Below are 17,199 nucleotides of genomic sequence, written 5' to 3'. Positions count from 1 at the left end.
CCGCTCCTCTTCGCCGGGGTGCTGCTGTGGATGGTGTGGTGCTGTTCAAGCTGCCTGGTGCTGTGCTGGTGCTTGTGTGGCCAGGGTGCCCGTTGTTCTTCGCGTGACCGGTCCTCTGTGCGAGTTACCCGTCCTGTTCCTCATTCACATAGACGCGCGGAACACGCGTTCCGATCCGGGTCACGATCTCGTAGGCGATGGTTCCGGCCGCCTGGGCCCAGTCCTCGGCGGTGGGCTCGCCGCGGTCCCCCGGCCCGAAGAGCACCGCCTCGGCGCCCGGCTCGGGCTCGTCGCCGCCCAGGTCGACCACGAACTGGTCCATGGCGACCCGTCCCGCGATCGTGCGCCACTTGCCCTCCACCAGGACCGGACCGGCCGAGGAGGCGTGGCGCGGGATGCCGTCGGCGTACCCCAGCGGGACGAGGCCGAGGGTGGTCGCGCCGGGCGTCACGTACCGGTGGCCGTAGCTGACGCCGTGCCCGCCCGGCACGTGCTTGACCAGGGCCAGCGAGGCGGACAGCGTCATCACCGGGCGCAGTCCGAAGTCGGCCGGGGTGCCGAGCTCGGGGCTGGGCGAGATGCCGTAGGTGGCGATGCCCGTGCGGACCAGGTCGAAATGGCTCTCGGGCAGCGTGAGCGTGGCCGGCGAGTTGGCGATGTGCCGGACCTCGGGGCGGGCGCCCTGCTCCTCGGCGTACGCGACCATCTCCCGGAAACGGCGGAGCTGGGCGGCGATGGAGGGATGGCCGGGTTCGTCGGCACAGGCGAAGTGCGACCAGAGCCCCGTGACGCGCAGGAGCCCCTCGGCCTCGGCGCGCAGCGCCTCCCGGACCAGCCCGGCCCAGTCGTCCCCGGGCTGGCAGCCGCCCCGCCCGAGCCCCGTGTCGGCCTTGAGCTGCACCCGGGCGGGCCGACCGGCGATCCGGGCCGCCTCGGTGACCTCGGCCAGGGCCCACATCCCGCTGACGGACACGTCGAGGTCCGCCTCGATCGCCTCGCGCCAGGGTCCGCCGGGCGTCCACAGCCAGCACATGATGCGGCCCGGCAGCCCGGCGGCCCGCAGGGCGAGGGCCTCCTCGGGCGTCGCCGTGCCCAGCCAGTCCGCCCCGGCGGCGACGGCCGCGCGGGCACACGGCACAGCCCCGTGGCCGTACGCCTCGGACTTCACGACGGCCATCAGGGCCGCGCCCGGCGCGTGGGCACGCAGCGTCCGCACATTGGCCCGCAGGGCGGCCAGGTCGATCTCCGCTCGGGCGCGCAGGGGCGCGGTACGCGGGGCTGTTCTCTCGCTCATCGCGCCCAGTGTCTCAGAGGGGCCCGACACGCCCGAGGCGGCGGCCTCCGACGACAGGCCCTACGCCCCGGGCCTGCGCCCCCACACGAACACGCGGTCACCCTTCTTCAGCACGCCCCACAGCCTCCGCGCGTCGGGGACGGAGAGATTGACGCAGCCCATGGAGCCGACGGTGGTGTTGAGACTGCCGTAGACACCGTGGAAGGCCTGCCCGCCGCTGAAGAACTGCGAGTACGGCATGGGCGTGTTGTACAGCGTCGACCAGTGGTTCTTGTGCCGCCAGTAGACCTTGTGCCACCCGGCCCGGGTCCGGTACCCGGCCCGGCCGCTGCGGATCGGGACCGCCCCGAACACGATCTTGCGCCCCTTCTGCAGCCAGGTCAGCTGCCGGCTGAGATCCACACACGCCACGGGGTAGCTCCGCACCGGGCACCGACCGGCGGCATTGGGGTTCCGGCGCGCCGACAGATACTGCATCCGGGCCCATGTCACGGGCCCGGCGAACCCGATGGCCGGTTTGATCCCCTGCCTCACCTGGAACGCCCGGACGGCCCGGCAGTCGGCCGCCGACTGCCTCCCGTCCACCCTCAGCCCCAGCCACCGCTCGACCTGCCGCTGATACGGCCCGGTCTTCCCGGTACAGCTCACCCGCGCGACCGCCTCCCCCAGCGGCACGTACTCGACGAGCGCGTACGTCCCCTCCACCGCCCCGCGCGGCTCGACGGCCTCCTCCACGGCCGACGGCGTGTACACCACCGGCGGCAGCGCCTGGTCGGGCGTGTCGACGGACCAGGGCTGCGCGGGCCCCGGAGCCACGCCCGGGACCAGCTCGCCCAGGGGCCCCGGGGCGGGCGGTACGGGAGCGGCCCCGGCGACACCGGCGGGCAGCGCGGCGACGGCGGCGAGCAGGAGGGCGAGGGCGCGCCCGGCGGTACGTCTGCTGGTCATGTCATCAGAGAAACGGGGTGCCGGGGCGGCCCGGAGTTGCCGCGCGGCCGGTCCTCCGGACGGCCCGCACCTGACAGCGGCGCCCAGTCAGTCTCAGCCCGTCAGGCGCTTGAGGACGAGGCCGTCCAAGCCGAAGCGGTGGCCCGGGGGCGGCAGCCCCCCGGACTCGGGACGGCAAGGGGAGGAGAGGGCGACCCACCTCGACGGCAACCCACTCCCGACAGCGCCCCACCTCCGACGGCGCCCCGCCCTCGACGCCAACCCACTCCCGACGGCGCCCCACCCCCGACGCCACCCCAACCCCGACGGCGCCCCAACCCCGACGCCAACCCACTCCCGACGACGCCCCACCCCTCCCTCTCACTCAGCCCAGAACATTCCGCCACGCCCCCGGAACCGCCTCCGCCACGTCATGCGCCCCCACCGGCGCCCCGTCCGCCGCCAGCCTCCCGGCCAGCCCGTGCACATACGCCCCCACACTCCCCGCGTCCACCGCGGAGAGCCCCGCGGCCAGCAACGACCCCGCCAGCCCCGACAGCACGTCCCCGCTCCCCGCCGTGGCCAGCCAGGACGTCCCCGTCGGATTGACCCGCACCGCACCGCCCCCCGAGTCGGCGACCAACGTCGTGGACCCCTTCAGCAGCACGGTCGCCCCGTACCGCCCTGCCAGCTCCCGCGCCGCCGCCAGCCGTCCGCCTTCGACCTCCGCCCGGTCGACCCCGAGCAGCGCCGCCGCCTCCCCGGCGTGCGGCGTCATCAGGGTCGGGGCCCGCCGCGCCCGTACGACCCCAGCCTCGGCCAACCGCAGTCCGTCCGCGTCGACCAGCACCGGGACGTCCGCCGCCAGCACCTCCCCGACCGTCGCCGCGTCGTCCCCGGCCCCCGGCCCGACGACCCATGCCTGCACCCGCCCGGCGTGCTTCGGCCCCTGGTCCGACACAAGTGTCTCGGGGAACCGTGTGAGGACGGCCTCCCCGGCCGGTCCGACGTACCGCACGGCCCCGGCCCCGCCCCGCAGCGCCCCGGCGACGGCGAGCACGGCGGCCCCCGGGTAACGCGCGGACCCGGCGGCGATACCGACGACACCCCGCCGGTACTTGTCGCTCTCGGCCCGCGGCACCGGCAGCAGCCGCGCCACGTCCGCGTGCTGCAACGCCTCCAGCTCCGGCTCGGCCGGCAGCTCCAGGCCGATGTCGACAAGCCGCACGGACCCCGCGTACTCGCGGGCCGGATCGATCAGCAGCCCGGGCTTGTGCGTCCCGAACGTCACCGTCAGATCGGCCCGGACGGCGACGCCGCGCACCTCACCGGTGTCGGCGTCGACCCCGCTCGGCAGATCGACGGCGACCACGGCGCCCCGCGACCGCTCGGCGGCGGCGGCCAGCGGCACCGCGTCCGGCCGCAGCCCGCCCTTCCCACCGATCCCGACGATCCCGTCGACGACGAGATCCGCCCGCTCGACCAGCTCCTCGACGCCCTGCGCGCCCCGGCCGGCGGCTTCGGCCCCGCCGGCGCTCACGACCCGCCCCCCGGCCCGCCGCAGCGCCGCGAGTCCCCCGGCGTGAGCCCGCTCCGGCGCGAGCAGGACCGCCGTGACACCGGCCCCGCGCCGGGCCAGCCGGGCACCGGCGTACAGCGCGTCACCGCCGTTGTCCCCGCTCCCGACCAGCAGCACGACCCTGCTCCCGTACACCCGACCCAGCAGGTCGGCGCAGGCCGCGGCGAGTCCGGCGGCGGCGCGCTGCATCAGCGCCCCCTCCGGCAGCCGCGCCATCAGCTCCCGTTCGGCGGTCCTGACCGTGTCCACGCTGTACGCACTACGCATGCGGTCGAGTTTCCCGTAGGACCGCCCGGCCACTCCCCCGTATCCCGGGCAACTGCGGACCGTGTCGCATCCATTGACGCTTTGCCTGCCCTTTGCCAGACTCACCGGCCGCGCAGAAAGCGCTTGCACACCCCCCACATTCGACGAAACCGAGGCCACCATGGGACGCAGAGCCGCATTCCTCGCCGCCGCCGGTGCCACCGCCGTCCTCACCGCCGCCGGCACCCTGACCGCCCCCGCCACCGCAGCCCCCACACGAGCGGCCGCCTGCGGAGACGGCTCCTTCCAGGCCGAGGCCGTGCAGAACGGCGGCAACTGGACCGCCCGGCGCGGCGGCAGCACGGTCTACACCGGAACCGACATGCGCGCGGCCGTCCAAGCGGCCGTCAACAGCCTCAGCTCCGGACGCACCTCGAAGGAGCGGGTCGTGGTCCGCGGCTCGGGCTCGATCTCGGCGGGCTCACGCATCTCGCTCCCGAGCTACACCGTCCTCGACGTCTGCGGCACCATCAACGTCACCGGCAGCGGCTCCGGCGACCAGGCGCCGGTCTACTCCCGCGGCACCCGCGACGTCGAGGTCCAGAACCTCAGGCTCACCGGCACCCCGCTCTACGGCATCTTCCTGCGCAACGTCCAGAACGTCGTGCTCGGCCAGATAGACATGCGCCTCTCCCGCGGCCTGGGCATCCGCATCGACAACCGCGGCGACACCAGCCAGTGGACGCGCAACGTCCGCATCGACAACGTCTACGTCTCCGGCGCCTCCAGCCACGCCGTCGAGACCTACGGCGTCGACGGCATCACCATCGGCACGGTCACCGCCCGCAACGTGGGCGAGTCCGGGCTGCTGCTCAACCAGACCATCAACGCCAACGTCACCAAGGTGGACGCGGAGAACGCGGGCACGGGCACCGGCTACGCGGCCTTCCGCATGGCCAACCGCAACGGCCGCGTCGGCAGCGGCTACCCGACCAACATCCGCGTCGGCGAGGTCATCGCGCGCGGCGGCGGACGCGGGGTGTTCTGCGTGTCGGAGAGCGGCGGGGCGACGATCAACAAGGTGACGATCTCCAACACCGGCAACAACTCGGTCCTGATCGAGAACTGCTACAACGTCAGCCTCGCGGCCCAGAGCGGCACGATCTCGGGCGGCGGTGAACTGCGCCTGGCGGCCCGCTCGGAGTTCCCGAACAACAAGGACATCACCATCCAGAACCTGACGGTCACCAACTCGGCCATCAGGGAGAGCCCGTGCGGCGAGAACACGACGTTCCGCAACATCACGCGGGTGAACAGCAGCCAGTCGATCTGCTGACGCCCGCGCCCGCGGAGCCCTGGTCCGCGAAGCCCGAGACCGTGGAGCCCTCGCCCTCACCCGGCGGGGGCTTCACCGCGCAGGCGGCTCAGCGCCTCCATGGCTTCGCGTTCGATGCGCGCGATGTCGCGGAGGACGGTGCCCGCCCGTCCGAGGTACTGCTCGTCGCCCGACTCACCGGCGTTCGTGACGAGCGCCGCGACGTCCGTCCACAGGCCTGCCGCTTCCGAGTACAGGGCGTGCCCGGTGCGCAGATGGCCGCTGTCGAGCCACTCGGCGCACTCGGCGAGGAAGTCGCGGTACAGGTTCCGGAACAGGGCGCCGCCGGTGCCGGCCTTCTCCATCAGCAGGGCGGCCTGCGGCAGGTCCCGCCGGGGGGCGTCGGTGCGCCGGAGCCAGCCGGGTACGAGCTTCCCGGCCTTCTCGATGCCCCGGTGGCCGAGGTTGGCGATGGGCGGGCTCAGGAAGGCGTCGGCGCACGCGGTGATGGCGGGGACGATCCGGCTTCGTGGGTCGGGCGCCGTCCCCGCGGCGGTGAGCGTGAAGGACCGGTGCCTGGCGGTCATCGGCCCGCGCTCGGCCCTGGCCCGCGCGAGGCTGCTCAGGCTGGTGGTCACCGCTCCGCCCTGCTGGTCGGTGTCCACCAGGTAGGCGTCATGCTCGTCGTAGCCGTACAGGGCGACGACATGGCCGCCGAAGTGCACCTTCGAGGTGAAGTAGTCCAGGTGGTAGCTGTCGAGCTGGAGCCCGACGGGCAGTCCGGCGTCGATGGCACTCGCAACGTTCTCCCATCCCTTACGGGCCGATCCGGTCTCCTGGACCGCGAGCTCCAGCCCCAGCCTGGCGGCCAGGTTCCTGGTGAGCTCGAAGGGCTTGACCCGCCCGCCGAGAAAGGGAAAGTCCATGTTCTTGCTGTCCCAGTAGATGAAGGACAGCCCGGACCCGAGGCCGAAGAGCATGGGCTCGGACAGATCGAGCCCCTGGTGCCGCAGCAACACTCCCAGAGCCGACGTCTCGCAGTGCTGCGTACCGCGAGGGTCGACGTCCTTCACCGTGGTCATGCCATTCCCTCCTGGACGGGGACGCGGCCCCTGTCACCCCTCGGCGATCACAACGGCCGAGGCGACACCCGCGTCGTGACTCAGGGACAGGTGCCAGGACCGCACGCCGAGCTCGGCGGCCCGCGCCGCCACGGTCCCGGTCACCCGCAGCCAGGGCTGCCCACTGTCCTCGACACACACCTCGGCATCGGTCCACAGCAGCCCGGGCGGAGCCCCGAGCGCCTTGGCCAGGGCCTCCTTGGCGGCGAACCGCGCGGCCAGGGAGGCGACCCCCCGGCGCTCCCCGCTGGGCAGCAACAACTCCCGCTCCACGAACAGCCGTCCGGCCAACGCGGGCGTACGCTCCAGCGACGCCGCGAACCGATCGATCTCGGCGACGTCGATCCCGACCCCGATGATGCTCATGCGCAGCACCCTACGGTGAGACTCCGCCGCTTCCTGCCTCGACGGTGGTGACTAGCATGATCAGCATGGAATGGGACGGCCTCACCGACCGCGAGCGCTACGGGGACTGGTACCTGAAGGAGCGGGACCGGTTCTCGGACCTGGCCCGGGACGCCGACTGGGACGGCCTGTTCGGGGAGCTGGTGACGAATCCCGAGCGGGTCAATCTCGCCCGCCCGGGCAACCGCAGCGGGTTCGCCCCACTGCACCAGGCCGCCTGGCGCGGCGCCACGATCGCGGTCGTCTCCCGGCTGATCGCGCACGGCGCCTGGCGCACGCAGCGCACCCGGGACGGACGGCGCCCGGTGGACATCGCGCGGGAGCGGGGCCACACGCATCTGCTGGAGCTGCTGGAACCGGTCGCGGTGCGGCAACTCCCCGCCCCCTCCGAAGCGTTGGAGCGCCACTTCCACGCGATGCTGCGGGAGCGCACCGGCAGCTGCTTCGACGAGATCGAGCACCTCCTGCCACCGCTGTCCCCCCTGACGGAGGGGCTGGACGTGCGGATCTTCTTCCGGGTGGTCGGCATGATGGGCGGCTTCCACTACCGCCTCCACGCGGACATCGTGCACGTGCACGGCAGCTCGCGGATGGACGGCGACAACGGGGACTTCTACCACGTGACCCCCGACGGCTGGACCAAGCTCCCCTACAGCCCCAAGCCGCCGCCGCCCTGGAACTTCCCCTACTGAACCCCTGAAAGTGAACTCCCCCTCCCCCTTGTACAGTTCGCGATGACCGCGATGTGCAAACGGCATCGCACACAACGGGAGGAACGCACCACCATGAAGTTCAAGTCGCTGGGAACCGCGGCCACTTCGATAGCTCTCTTCGCAACGGCCCTCACCGGCACCGTCGCGACCGCCGGCACCGCCGCCGCGGCCCCGCCGAAGGACTGCAGCAAGGCGATCGTGAACGTCAAGGCCAAGGAGACCGTCAAGGTCCGCACCTCGCCGAAGACGAGCGCCACCGCCCTCGGCATCTGGGGCAAGGGCAAGCGGGGCGCGATCTGCAACGACGGCAAGGCCTACAAGGGCGGCTCGTACACGGCCTGCGGCAAGAAGAGCAACATGTGGTACTACGGCGGCGACAAGGTGAACGGCTGGGTCCCGAAGACCTGCATCAACTGGTAGTCGCCAGCCGCACAGGGGCGAACGGCGACCGGCCGTTCGCCCCTTTCCGTTGCTCCGCTACTCCACCGTCACCGACTTCGCCAGGTTCCGGGGCTGGTCCACCTCGTTCCCGCGAGCCGTCGCGAGCTCGCACGCGAACACCTGGAGCGGCACCGTGGCCACCAGCGGCTGGAGCAGCGTCGGTGTGACCGGTACCCGGATCAAGTGGTCCGCGTACGGCACCACCGCCTCGTCCCCCTCCTCCGCGATGACGATCGTCCGCGCACCCCGCGCCCGGATCTCCTGGATGTTGGACACGATCTTGTCGTGCAGCACGGACCGCCCGCGCGGCGACGGCACCACGACGACCACCGGCAGATCCTCCTCGATCAAGGCGATCGGGCCGTGCTTCAGCTCTCCCGCCGCGAACCCCTCGGCGTGCATGTAGGCCAGCTCCTTGAGCTTCAGCGCGCCCTCCAGCGCCACCGGATACCCCACGTGCCGGCCGAGGAACAGCACCGTGTTCTTCGAGGCGAGCGTGCGCGCCAGCTCCCGCACGGGCTCCATCGTGCCCAGGACCTGCTCCACCGCACCGGAGATCGAGGACAGGTCGCGGATCACCGCCCGGATCTCGTCGCCCCACTTGGTGCCCCGCACCTGGCCCAGGTACAGCGCGACCAGGTAGCAGGCGACGAGCTGCGTCAGGAACGCCTTGGTGGAGGCGACGGCCACCTCGGGGCCGGCGTGCGTGTACAGCACCGCGTCCGACTCCCGCGGGATCGTCGAACCGTTGGTGTTGCAGATCGCCAGCACCTTGGAGCCCTGCTCGCGGGCATGCCGCAGCGCCATGAGCGTGTCCATGGTCTCGCCGGACTGGGAGATGGCGATGACGAGGGTCTGCGCGTCCAGGATCGGGTCCCGGTACCGGAATTCACTGGCCAGTTCCACCTCGCACGGCAGGCGCGTCCAGTGCTCGATGGCGTACTTGGCGATCATCCCGGCGTGGAAGGCCGTACCGCACGCGACGATGACGACCTTGTCGATCTCCCGCAGCACCCCCGCGGGGATCCGCACCTCGTCCAGGCTCAGCGAACCGGAGCCGTCGATCCGGCCCAGCAGCGTGTCGGCGACCGCCTTGGGCTGCTCGGCGATCTCCTTGAGCATGAAGTAGTCGTAGCCCCCCTTTTCCGCGGCCGACGCGTCCCAGTCGACGTGGTACGAGCGGACGTCGGCCGGGCGGCCGTCGAAGCCCGTCACCGTCACGCCGTCCCGGCGCAGCTCCACCACCTGGTCCTGGCCCAGCTCGATCGCCGACCGCGTGTGGGCGATGAACGCGGCGACGTCCGAGGCGAGAAAGGCCTCGCCCTCTCCGACGCCCACCACCAGCGGCGAGTTGCGCCGCGCACCCACCACCACGTCCGGCTCGTCGGCGTGCACCGCGACCAGCGTGAAGGCGCCTTCCAGCCGCCGGCACACCAGCCGCATCGCCTCGGCGAGGTCCGCGCACGACGAGAACTCCTCGGCGAGCAGATGCGCGACGACCTCGGTGTCGGTCTCGGAGGCCAGCTCGTGCCCCCGTTCCTCCAACTCGGCCCGCAGCAGGGCGAAGTTCTCGATGATGCCGTTGTGCACCACCGCGACCCGGCCCGCGTTGTCGATGTGCGGGTGGGCGTTGGTGTCCGTCGGTCCGCCGTGTGTGGCCCACCGGGTGTGTCCGATGCCCGTCGTACCCGTCGGCAGTGGCCTGCCGTCCAGTTCCTTCTCCAGGTTGAGGAGCTTGCCGGCCTTCTTGGCCGCCGCCAGCCCGCCGTCGGCCAGCACGGCGACGCCCGCCGAGTCGTACCCCCGGTACTCCAGCCGCTTCAGCCCGGCCATCACGACCTCGAGCGCCGACTGCGGTCCCACGTATCCCACGATTCCACACATGGGCGGCAGCTTAGGGTCCATGTCCGCGCCGAACCGGCCGCAGCGTGCCCGAAATCGGAAATTCCCACCGGGGTACGAAGGCCTGGCCCCTTGTTCTCACACCTTCGCCCGATAGGCCCTCATCGCCAGCGGATAGAACACGAGCGCGATCCCCGCCGCCCACACCAGCGACCACAGCACCGGCTCCGCCACCGCCCCGCCGAGCAGCAGCCCGCGGAAGGCGTCGGACAGGTGCGTGACGGGGTTGACGTCGCTCCACGCCTGGAGCCACCCCGGCATGGTGTCGACGACGACGAAGGCGCTGCTGGTGAAGGTGATCGGGAAGATGAGGGTGAAGGCGAACGCCTGCACCTTCTCCGCGTCACCGGCCAGCATCCCGATCAGCACCGCGCACCACGACACGGCCGCGGCGAACACCACCACCAGCAGCACGCCGAGCAGGAACCCGTCGAACCCGCCGGTGACGCGGAAGCCGAGCGCCAGCCCGAGGCCGATCATCAGCAGCATCGCCCACACGTGCTTCGCGAGGTCAGCCGTGATCCGCCCGATCAGCGGGGCGGAGCGCGCGATGGGCAGGCTGCGCAGCCGGTCGAAGACACCTTTGGTGAGGTCGGTGTTGAGCGCCATCGCCGTGTACATCGTCATGAACAGGGTGTTCTGCACGATGATCCCGGGCAGCGCGTACTTCAGGTACGCGTCGGGCGATCCGGCCATCTGTCCGCCCAGCACGTAGGTGAACAGGAACACGAACATGATCGGCGTGATGCTGTAGTCGACCAGTTCGAGCGGGTTGTGTTTGACGGCGACCAGGCTCCGCCAGGCCATCGTGAAGGTCTGCCGCATTCCGGCGAGGGGCGGCACGCGGCCCGACGCGGTGACGGGCGCGGTGATGGTGGTGGCGGTCATGACCGGCTCACCGCCTTCTCCAGCTCGCCCTCGTCCTCGTCCCGGACGGCCGTGCCGCCGTCCTGTTCGGGCTCGCCCGGTTCCGCTCGGTGGCCGGTCAGGGCGAGGAAGACCTCGTCGAGCGAGGAGCGGCGCAGGGCCAGCTCGCCCACCGCGATCCCCTCCCGGTCCAGGGCGCGCACGACGGCCGGCATCAGCTCGGGGTCCTTCACCGGCGCGGTGATCATCTCGCCTTCGATCCGGGCTTCCGGCCCGGCGGCCCCGGCCACCAGCGCGTGCGCCCGCGTAAGGTCCTGCCCGAGGATCGGCCGGAGCTCCAGCACCTGGCCGCCGACCTGGGCCTTCAGCCGGTCCGGCGTGCCCTCGGCGATCACCCGGCCCTTGTCGATCACCACGATCTCGTCGGCGAGCACATCGGCCTCGTTCAGATACTGCGTCGTCAGCAGGGCGGTCGCACCGTCCGCGACCAGGCCGCGCAGCATGTCCCACAGCTCACCACGGCTGTGCGGGTCGAGGCCCGTGGTCGGCTCGTCGAGGAAGAGGATGCGGGGCCGCCCCACCAGGCTGGCCGCCAGGTCCAGGCGTCGGCGCATGCCTCCCGAGAACGTCTTCACGGCCCGGCCTGCCGCGTCCGTCAGCTGGAAACGCTCCAGCAGCTCCCCCGCCCGCGCCTTCGCCCCCCGCCTCGGCAGGCCCAGCAGCCGGCCGATGAGCAGCAGATTCTCCGTGCCGGTCAGGTTCTCGTCGACCGCCGCGTACTGCCCGGTCAGCCCGACCATGGCCCGCACGACCCCAGCCTCCCGGACAACGTCGTGGCCGGCCACCCGGGCCGTGCCCCCGTCCGGGCGCAGCAGCGTCGCGAAGATCCGCACCGCGGTCGTCTTGCCCGCACCGTTGGGGCCCAGCAGCCCGAGCACCGTGCCCTTGCGGGCCGCCAGATCGACACCGGCCAGCGCCTCGGTCTCCTTGAACCGTTTGACCAGACCTTCCGCCTCTATCGCATACGTCATGGGTCACCCCTCGGCGTTCCTGGACCCCGGCCTGGGCCCACCCTTCCCACAACTGTGACGCACGCCACTGACATTCCTCCCCTTCGCCGGTTTTCTGCCGAATGGAGATGGTTGCGGTCCGTGGAGAACGTCACCGGCCCGCGTGACGGATCCCACCTCACGGTCCGTTCGTACGCCCGTAACAATGGACTGTGATCTCTCCGGTCTCCTCGATACCCCGGAGCGCCCACCGGCAGCGGCCGGAGGCGACTCCCTACGTCGACCTCACCCGAGCCGAGTGGAGCGCGTTGCGTGACAAGACGCCGCTGCCGCTGACGGCCGAGGAGGTCGAGAAACTGCGCGGCCTGGGTGATGTCATCGACCTCGACGAGGTGCGGGACATCTACCTCCCGCTGTCCAGACTCCTCAACCTCTACGTCGGTGCCACGGACGGCCTCAGAGGCGCGCTCAACACGTTCCTGGGCGAACAGGGCTCGCAGTCCGGCACCCCGTTCGTCATAGGAGTCGCCGGCTCGGTCGCCGTGGGCAAGTCGACGGTCGCCCGGCTCCTCCAGGCCCTGCTCTCGCGCTGGCCGGAACACCCGCGCGTCGAGCTGGTCACCACCGACGGCTTCCTGCTGCCCACCAAGGAGCTCCAGGCCCGCGGCCTGATGTCGCGGAAGGGATTCCCCGAGTCCTTCGACCGCCGCGCGCTGACCCGTTTCGTCGCCGACATCAAGGCCGGCAAGGACGAGGTCACGGCCCCCGTCTACTCCCACCTGATCTACGACATCGTCCCCGACAAGAAGCTCACGGTCCGCCGCCCCGACATCCTGATCGTCGAGGGCCTGAACGTCCTCCAGCCCGCCCTCCCCGGCAAGGACGGCCGCACCCGGGTCGGTCTCGCCGACTACTTCGACTTCAGCGTGTACGTCGACGCCCGCGTCGAGGACATCGAGCGCTGGTACCTCAACCGCTTCCGCAAGCTGCGCGCGACCGCCTTCCAGAACCCGTCCTCGTACTTCCGCAAGTACACCCAGGTCTCGGAGGAGGAGGCCCTCGACTACGCCCGGACGATGTGGCGCACGATCAACCAGCCCAATCTGGTCGAGAACATCGCCCCCACCCGCGGCCGCGCCACCCTCGTCCTGCGCAAGGGCCCGGACCACAAGGTGCAGCGCCTCAGCCTGCGCAAGCTGTGACGCCCGGGGCAAAGACCGGTTAGATAACCGTCATGCTCCATCTGCGCCTGATCACACCGTCCGGGAAGACCGACGACGTGGTGCGGCTGATCGACAAGACGGTCGGCACCGCCCACCTCGTCGTGCTGCCGGAGGCCGCCCGCAACCCCGCCGGGGACGTCGTGATGTGCGACGTGGCGCGCGAGGCGGGTGACGAACTGCTCGCCGGCCTGCGCGAACTCGGCATCGACACCCATGGCTCCATCGCCGTCGAGGCCATCGACCTGTCGCTGTCCAACCGGGCGGACCAGGCCGCGGCCGACGCACCCGGCGAGGGCGCCGACGCGGTCCTGTGGGAGCACCTCAGCGACGCGACGCACGAGGAGTCGACCCTCTCCGTCACCTACCTCGCGTTCATCACCCTCGCCACGATGCTCGCCGCCTGCGGTGTGGTCCTGGACAACGCGATCCTGATCGTGGGCGCCATGGCGGTGGGCCCGGAGTTCGGCCCTCTCGCCGGCATCTGCACCGCGATCGTCCGCAGCAAAGCACGCCTGGCCCTGCGCTCGCTGATCGCCCTCCTGGTGGGCTTCGCGGTGGCGATGGCGGTGACGGTCGGCTTCAGTCTCTTCATGGACGCGGTCGACCTGTTCAGCGAGGGGCAACTCAGGGCGGACCGCCCCAACACGGGCTTCATCTACGCCCCCGACTGGTTCTCGTTCGTCGTGGCGGTCCTGGCCGGCATCGCCGGCACGCTCTCCCTGACCTCCGCCAAGTCGGGCGCCCTGGTGGGCGTGGCCATCTCGGTGACCACGGTCCCGGCCGCGGCGAACGCGGCGGTGGCCCTGAGCTACGGCGACATGACCCAGACGAAGGGCTCCACCGAACAACTCCTGCTGAACCTGCTGGGCATCATCGTCGCCGGCACGCTGACCTTGCTGACCCAGAAATGGCTCTGGTCGAAGCGACCATAAGGGGCGCGGGGCTGCATCCATCTGCGCTCCGCCGCGTGGGCGCGAGAAGCCACAACGAAACGGTCAGCCCGCAACGAACCGCGGCCCCACCCCGAACCCGGAACAGCCGACTACCCCAACGCAGACTTCACGACATCAGCCAAGCGCCCGGCAACAGCCCGAGCCTGCTCGATATCCGCCGCCTCCACCATCACCCGCACCAACGGCTCGGTCCCCGAGGACCGCAGCAGCACCCGCCCGGTGGCACCCAGCTCCCGCTCCGCGTCGGCGACCGCCGCGGACAGCTCGGCCGACGTCGTCACGCGGGACTTGTCGACGTCCCGCACATTGATCAGCACCTGCGGCAGCCGCTCCATCACGGACGCCAGCTCCCGCAACGGACGCCCGCTCCGCGCGACCCGTGCCGCCAGCAGCAACCCGGTCAGCGTGCCGTCGCCCGTCGTCGCGTGGTCGAGGATGATCACGTGCCCGGACTGCTCGCCCCCGAGGGCGAACCCGTGCTCCTTCATCTCCTCCAGCACGTACCGGTCGCCCACGGCGGTCTGCACGAGCCGGATGCCCTCACGCTCCATGGCGAGCTTGAAGCCGAGGTTGGACATCACCGTCGCCACGACCGTGTCGGACCGCAGGGTGGAGGCCTCGCGCATGGCCAGGGCGAGCACGGCCAGGATCTGGTCGCCGTCCACCTCTTCGCCGGTGTGGTCCACGGCGAGGCACCGGTCGGCGTCCCCGTCGTGCGCGATGCCCAGGTCGGCCCCGTGCTCGACGACGGCGGCCTTGATCTTGTCCAGGTGCGTGGATCCGCACCCGTCGTTGATGTTGAGCCCGTCCGGCTCGGCCCCGATCGTGACGACCTCGGCACCGGCCCGCTGGAACGCCTCGGGCGAGACCCGGGCGGCGGCGCCGTGCGCCTCGTCGAGGACGACCTTCAGACCGTCGAGCCGGTTCGGCAGGACGCGCAGCAGATGCGCGACGTACCGGTCGGCGCCCTCCTCGGAGTCGCGCACGCGGCCCACTCCGGCCCCGGTCGGCCGGTCCCACGGGGCGCCGGTGCGGTGCTCCTCGTAGACGGACTCGATCCGGTCCTCCAGCTCGTCGGCGAGCTTGTGCCCGCCGCGGGCGAAGAACTTGATGCCGTTGTCGGGCATGGCGTTGTGGCTCGCGGAGAGCATCACACCGAGGTCGGCGCCGAGCTCTCCGGTCAGGAACGCCACCGCCGGGGTCGGCAGCACACCGACCCGCAGGACGTCGACGCCGGCGCTGGCGAGGCCCGCGACCACGGCGGCCTCCAGGAACTCCCCGGACGCGCGCGGATCACGCCCGACCACCGCGGTCGGCCGGTGTCCCTCGAAGGTGCCCGCCTCGGCCAGTACGTGCGCCGCGGCCACGGAGAGGCCGAGGGCCATCTCCGCCGTCAGGTCCGCGTTGGCGACACCGCGCACGCCGTCCGTGCCGAAGAGTCGTCCCACTGTGGTGTCCTCCGAATTGCGAGAGAGTGCGGCTCCAGTACATCCCCGGGGACGGTCCGACATCCGCAGGGGTGATGTACGGGAACGCCCCGGCGGCACAGAACGTGCCGCCGGGGCGATCGTTGCGAAATCAGGCGCAACGTTGCGAAGACAGTCGCAACGACAGCGACGCGATTAGCGCTTGCTGTACTGCGGGGCCTTGCGGGCCTTCTTCAGACCGGCCTTCTTGCGCTCGACCGCACGGTCGTCGCGCTTGAGGAAGCCGGCCTTCTTCAGCGGGCCGCGGTTGTTGTCGACGTCCGCCTCGTTCAGCGCACGGGCGACACCGAGACGGAGCGCACCGGCCTGGCCGGAGACACCGCCACCGGCGATGCGGGCGACGACGTCGTAGCGGCCCTCGAGCTCGAGCACCTTGAAGGGCTCGTTGACTTCCTGCTGGTGCACCTTGTTCGGGAAGTAGTCCTCGAGGGTGCGACCGTTGATCTTCCACTTGCCGGTGCCCGGGATGATCCGGACGCGGGCGATGGCGTTCTTGCGACGGCCCAGGCCGGCGGCCGGCTGGGGCTCGCCGAAGCGGGAGGCCATGGACTCCGAGGTGTACTCACCCTCGACGGGGACCTCGGACTCGGTGGTGTAGCTGTCGATGTCAAGCTCTTCGAGCGGCTGCTCGGCAGTGGTCTCGGCCACGATTCTCCTCAGATTCTCTTCAGTCTTAGGGGGTGGCCGGACTTACTGCGCGACCTGGGTGATCTCGTACGGCTGCGGCTGCTGCGCGCCGTGCGGGTGCTGGTCACCCTTGTAGACCTTCAGCTTCGAGAGCATCTGACGGCCCAGAGTGTTCTTGGGGAGCATGCCCTTGACGGCCTTCTCGATGGCCTTCTCGGGGTTCTTGTCGAGCAGCTCGTCGTAACGGACGGAGCGCAGACCACCCGGGTAACCGGAGTGGCGGTACGCCATCTTCTGGGTCCGCTTGTTGCCGGACAGGTGCACCTTGTCCGCGTTGATGATGATGACGAAGTCACCAGCGTCGACGTGGGGCGCGTAGATCGGCTTGTGCTTGCCCCGGAGGAGGGTCGCTGCGGTGGTGGCGAGACGACCCAGGACAACGTCCTGGGCGTCGATGACGTGCCACTGGCGCGTCACATCGCCGGGCTTGGGGCTGTACGTACGCACGGTTCGTAGCCTTCGCTTCGAGTGAATGGTCCTGAACAGGTCACCGAAACGATCACGACAGCCTTGACCGCACTGCGGTGACGCAAACCGCGTGCTGGTCGCTGGTCATCGGCCCGGTGGACCGGTGTAAGGGCCCGTCCCGTGAGAATGAGCAAGCCAATACACAACGAAAGAGCAGAATACCGGGGCTCACGACAGGGGTCAAAACGCGGGATCATCGCCGACGATCCGCCACGCAGACGCACAAGCCCGCACACAGGGTAACGGCCCTCCTCAGCGTCCGGCGCCGCACCGGCCGCGCGTACGGGAACACCGACGACAGCAGCACGTCGACGGCCACGGCGGCGCACCACCCCGGCAGGGAGCCGCCGCCACGTGGACGGCGCAGCGCCCGCAGCGCCCCGACCACGACGGACGGCCACATCCCGACCGCGGCCACCGGCCAGGACCACAGGCACACCAGCAGCACCCCGGCCGGCAGCAGTCGTCCCAACCACCCGAAGATGTCGCCTTTGCCCGTCCGCATGGGAGGAACGCTAGGGGCTGGAGGGCCCCTCCAGGCGGACCAGCACGCGCCATGTC

At 71.1% G+C, this 17,199-nt stretch carries 17 protein-coding genes; 5 read left to right on the top strand and 12 right to left on the bottom strand.

The window, feature by feature from the left end:
• Positions 1–124: 124 nt before the first annotated feature.
• The 3 genes from alr to QC385_RS08540 all read right to left on the bottom strand — a co-directional run bounded on the left by alr (position 125) and on the right by QC385_RS08540 (position 4,067).
• Positions 125–1,294, bottom strand: a complete 1,170-nt coding sequence (alr, locus tag QC385_RS08550; protein WP_279540638.1) for an alanine racemase — start codon at positions 1,292–1,294, stop codon at positions 125–127.
• Between the two features lie 60 nt (positions 1,295–1,354).
• Positions 1,355–2,242: a L,D-transpeptidase family protein gene (locus QC385_RS08545; protein WP_279540637.1), complete on the bottom strand. Its 888-nt coding sequence runs from the start codon at positions 2,240–2,242 to the stop codon at positions 1,355–1,357.
• Positions 2,243–2,606: 364 nt separating this feature from the next.
• Entirely contained in the window at positions 2,607–4,067 is a 1,461-nt protein-coding gene (locus tag QC385_RS08540; protein WP_279540636.1) for an NAD(P)H-hydrate dehydratase, read from the bottom strand.
• 160 nt (positions 4,068–4,227) lie between these two features.
• Between QC385_RS08540 and QC385_RS08535 the strand changes: the two genes are divergently transcribed.
• Positions 4,228–5,382, top strand: a complete 1,155-nt coding sequence (locus QC385_RS08535; RefSeq protein WP_279540635.1) for a hypothetical protein — start codon at positions 4,228–4,230, stop codon at positions 5,380–5,382.
• Positions 5,383–5,438: 56 nt separating this feature from the next.
• On the opposite strand, the gene QC385_RS08530 is transcribed toward QC385_RS08535, so the two are convergent.
• Together QC385_RS08530 and QC385_RS08525 are read right to left on the bottom strand one after the other, a co-directional pair.
• Positions 5,439–6,443 (bottom strand): BtrH N-terminal domain-containing protein, encoded by a 1,005-nt coding sequence (locus QC385_RS08530; protein WP_279540634.1) that lies wholly within the window; start codon positions 6,441–6,443, stop codon positions 5,439–5,441.
• Between the two features lie 33 nt (positions 6,444–6,476).
• The gene (locus QC385_RS08525) at positions 6,477–6,848 is read right to left on the bottom strand and encodes a holo-ACP synthase (protein WP_150482540.1); all 372 of its coding nucleotides are present in this window, start codon (positions 6,846–6,848) and stop codon (positions 6,477–6,479) included.
• 56 nt (positions 6,849–6,904) lie between these two features.
• Between QC385_RS08525 and QC385_RS08520 the strand changes: the two genes are divergently transcribed.
• Positions 6,905–7,579: an ankyrin repeat domain-containing protein gene (locus QC385_RS08520; RefSeq protein WP_279540633.1), complete on the top strand. Its 675-nt coding sequence runs from the start codon at positions 6,905–6,907 to the stop codon at positions 7,577–7,579.
• Between the two features lie 93 nt (positions 7,580–7,672).
• Positions 7,673–8,020, top strand: coding sequence for a hypothetical protein (locus QC385_RS08515; protein WP_279540632.1), 348 nt, complete (start codon positions 7,673–7,675; stop codon positions 8,018–8,020).
• 57 nt (positions 8,021–8,077) lie between these two features.
• Here QC385_RS08515 and glmS read toward each other — a convergent pair whose 3' ends face one another.
• The 3 genes from glmS to QC385_RS08500 form a co-directional block, all read right to left on the bottom strand.
• Positions 8,078–9,925 carry a glutamine--fructose-6-phosphate transaminase (isomerizing) gene (gene glmS / locus QC385_RS08510; RefSeq protein WP_279540631.1) on the bottom strand — a complete coding sequence of 616 codons (1,848 nt, stop codon included), beginning with the start codon at positions 9,923–9,925 and terminating at the stop codon, positions 8,078–8,080.
• 96 nt (positions 9,926–10,021) lie between these two features.
• Positions 10,022–10,831: an ABC transporter permease gene (locus tag QC385_RS08505; RefSeq protein ID WP_279540630.1), complete on the bottom strand. Its 810-nt coding sequence runs from the start codon at positions 10,829–10,831 to the stop codon at positions 10,022–10,024.
• On the bottom strand, positions 10,828–11,841 hold the full coding sequence (locus tag QC385_RS08500) for an ATP-binding cassette domain-containing protein (RefSeq protein ID WP_279540629.1): 1,014 nt from the start codon (positions 11,839–11,841) through the stop codon (positions 10,828–10,830). The genes QC385_RS08505 and QC385_RS08500 overlap by 4 nt, the downstream gene beginning before the upstream one ends.
• 191 nt (positions 11,842–12,032) lie before the next feature.
• Here QC385_RS08500 and coaA point away from each other — a divergent pair, with 191 nt between their 5' ends.
• On the top strand, positions 12,033–13,022 hold the full coding sequence (coaA, locus tag QC385_RS08495) for a type I pantothenate kinase (RefSeq protein WP_279540628.1): 990 nt from the start codon (positions 12,033–12,035) through the stop codon (positions 13,020–13,022).
• 32 nt (positions 13,023–13,054) lie between these two features.
• Positions 13,055–13,975 (top strand): DUF389 domain-containing protein, encoded by a 921-nt coding sequence (locus QC385_RS08490; RefSeq protein WP_279540627.1) that lies wholly within the window; start codon positions 13,055–13,057, stop codon positions 13,973–13,975.
• Positions 13,976–14,085: 110 nt separating this feature from the next.
• Here QC385_RS08490 and glmM read toward each other — a convergent pair whose 3' ends face one another.
• The 4 genes from glmM to QC385_RS08470 form a co-directional block, all read right to left on the bottom strand.
• Complete coding sequence (gene glmM / locus QC385_RS08485; protein ID WP_279540626.1) at positions 14,086–15,444, bottom strand: phosphoglucosamine mutase; 1,359 nt, start codon at positions 15,442–15,444, stop codon at positions 14,086–14,088.
• 174 nt (positions 15,445–15,618) lie between these two features.
• Positions 15,619–16,131 (bottom strand): 30S ribosomal protein S9, encoded by a 513-nt coding sequence (gene rpsI / locus QC385_RS08480; RefSeq protein ID WP_059424859.1) that lies wholly within the window; start codon positions 16,129–16,131, stop codon positions 15,619–15,621.
• Between the two features lie 42 nt (positions 16,132–16,173).
• Positions 16,174–16,617: a 50S ribosomal protein L13 gene (rplM, locus tag QC385_RS08475; protein WP_010036634.1), complete on the bottom strand. Its 444-nt coding sequence runs from the start codon at positions 16,615–16,617 to the stop codon at positions 16,174–16,176.
• Between the two features lie 214 nt (positions 16,618–16,831).
• Positions 16,832–17,143 carry a hypothetical protein gene (locus QC385_RS08470; protein ID WP_279540625.1) on the bottom strand — a complete coding sequence of 104 codons (312 nt, stop codon included), beginning with the start codon at positions 17,141–17,143 and terminating at the stop codon, positions 16,832–16,834.
• Between the last annotated feature and the right edge of the window lie 56 nt (positions 17,144–17,199).

Origin of the sequence: Streptomyces sp. DH10 (assembly GCF_029813805.1) — a bacterium.
In the GTDB taxonomy this organism is placed as follows: Bacteria; Actinomycetota; Actinomycetes; order Streptomycetales; family Streptomycetaceae; genus Streptomyces; species Streptomyces coeruleofuscus.
The sequence above is the reverse complement of the archived record's forward strand: the minus strand, read 5'-3'. Positions and strand labels throughout refer to the sequence as shown.

What these genes read in the sequence shown, in the direction of transcription:
- alr (WP_279540638.1), bottom strand. Translation starts at nt 1,294, where the DNA reads ATGAGCGAGAGAACAGCCCCGCGTACCGCGCCCCTGCGCGCCCGAGCG.
- QC385_RS08545 (WP_279540637.1), bottom strand. Translation starts at nt 2,242, where the DNA reads ATGACCAGCAGACGTACCGCCGGGCGCGCCCTCGCCCTCCTGCTCGCC.
- QC385_RS08540 (WP_279540636.1), bottom strand. Translation starts at nt 4,067, where the DNA reads ATGCGTAGTGCGTACAGCGTGGACACGGTCAGGACCGCCGAACGGGAG.
- QC385_RS08535 (WP_279540635.1), top strand. Translation starts at nt 4,228, where the DNA reads ATGGGACGCAGAGCCGCATTCCTCGCCGCCGCCGGTGCCACCGCCGTC.
- QC385_RS08530 (WP_279540634.1), bottom strand. Translation starts at nt 6,443, where the DNA reads ATGACCACGGTGAAGGACGTCGACCCTCGCGGTACGCAGCACTGCGAG.
- QC385_RS08525 (WP_150482540.1), bottom strand. Translation starts at nt 6,848, where the DNA reads ATGAGCATCATCGGGGTCGGGATCGACGTCGCCGAGATCGATCGGTTC.
- QC385_RS08520 (WP_279540633.1), top strand. Translation starts at nt 6,905, where the DNA reads ATGATCAGCATGGAATGGGACGGCCTCACCGACCGCGAGCGCTACGGG.
- QC385_RS08515 (WP_279540632.1), top strand. Translation starts at nt 7,673, where the DNA reads ATGAAGTTCAAGTCGCTGGGAACCGCGGCCACTTCGATAGCTCTCTTC.
- glmS (WP_279540631.1), bottom strand. Translation starts at nt 9,925, where the DNA reads ATGTGTGGAATCGTGGGATACGTGGGACCGCAGTCGGCGCTCGAGGTC.
- QC385_RS08505 (WP_279540630.1), bottom strand. Translation starts at nt 10,831, where the DNA reads ATGACCGCCACCACCATCACCGCGCCCGTCACCGCGTCGGGCCGCGTG.
- QC385_RS08500 (WP_279540629.1), bottom strand. Translation starts at nt 11,841, where the DNA reads ATGACGTATGCGATAGAGGCGGAAGGTCTGGTCAAACGGTTCAAGGAG.
- QC385_RS08490 (WP_279540627.1), top strand. Translation starts at nt 13,055, where the DNA reads ATGCTCCATCTGCGCCTGATCACACCGTCCGGGAAGACCGACGACGTG.
- QC385_RS08470 (WP_279540625.1), bottom strand. Translation starts at nt 17,143, where the DNA reads ATGCGGACGGGCAAAGGCGACATCTTCGGGTGGTTGGGACGACTGCTG.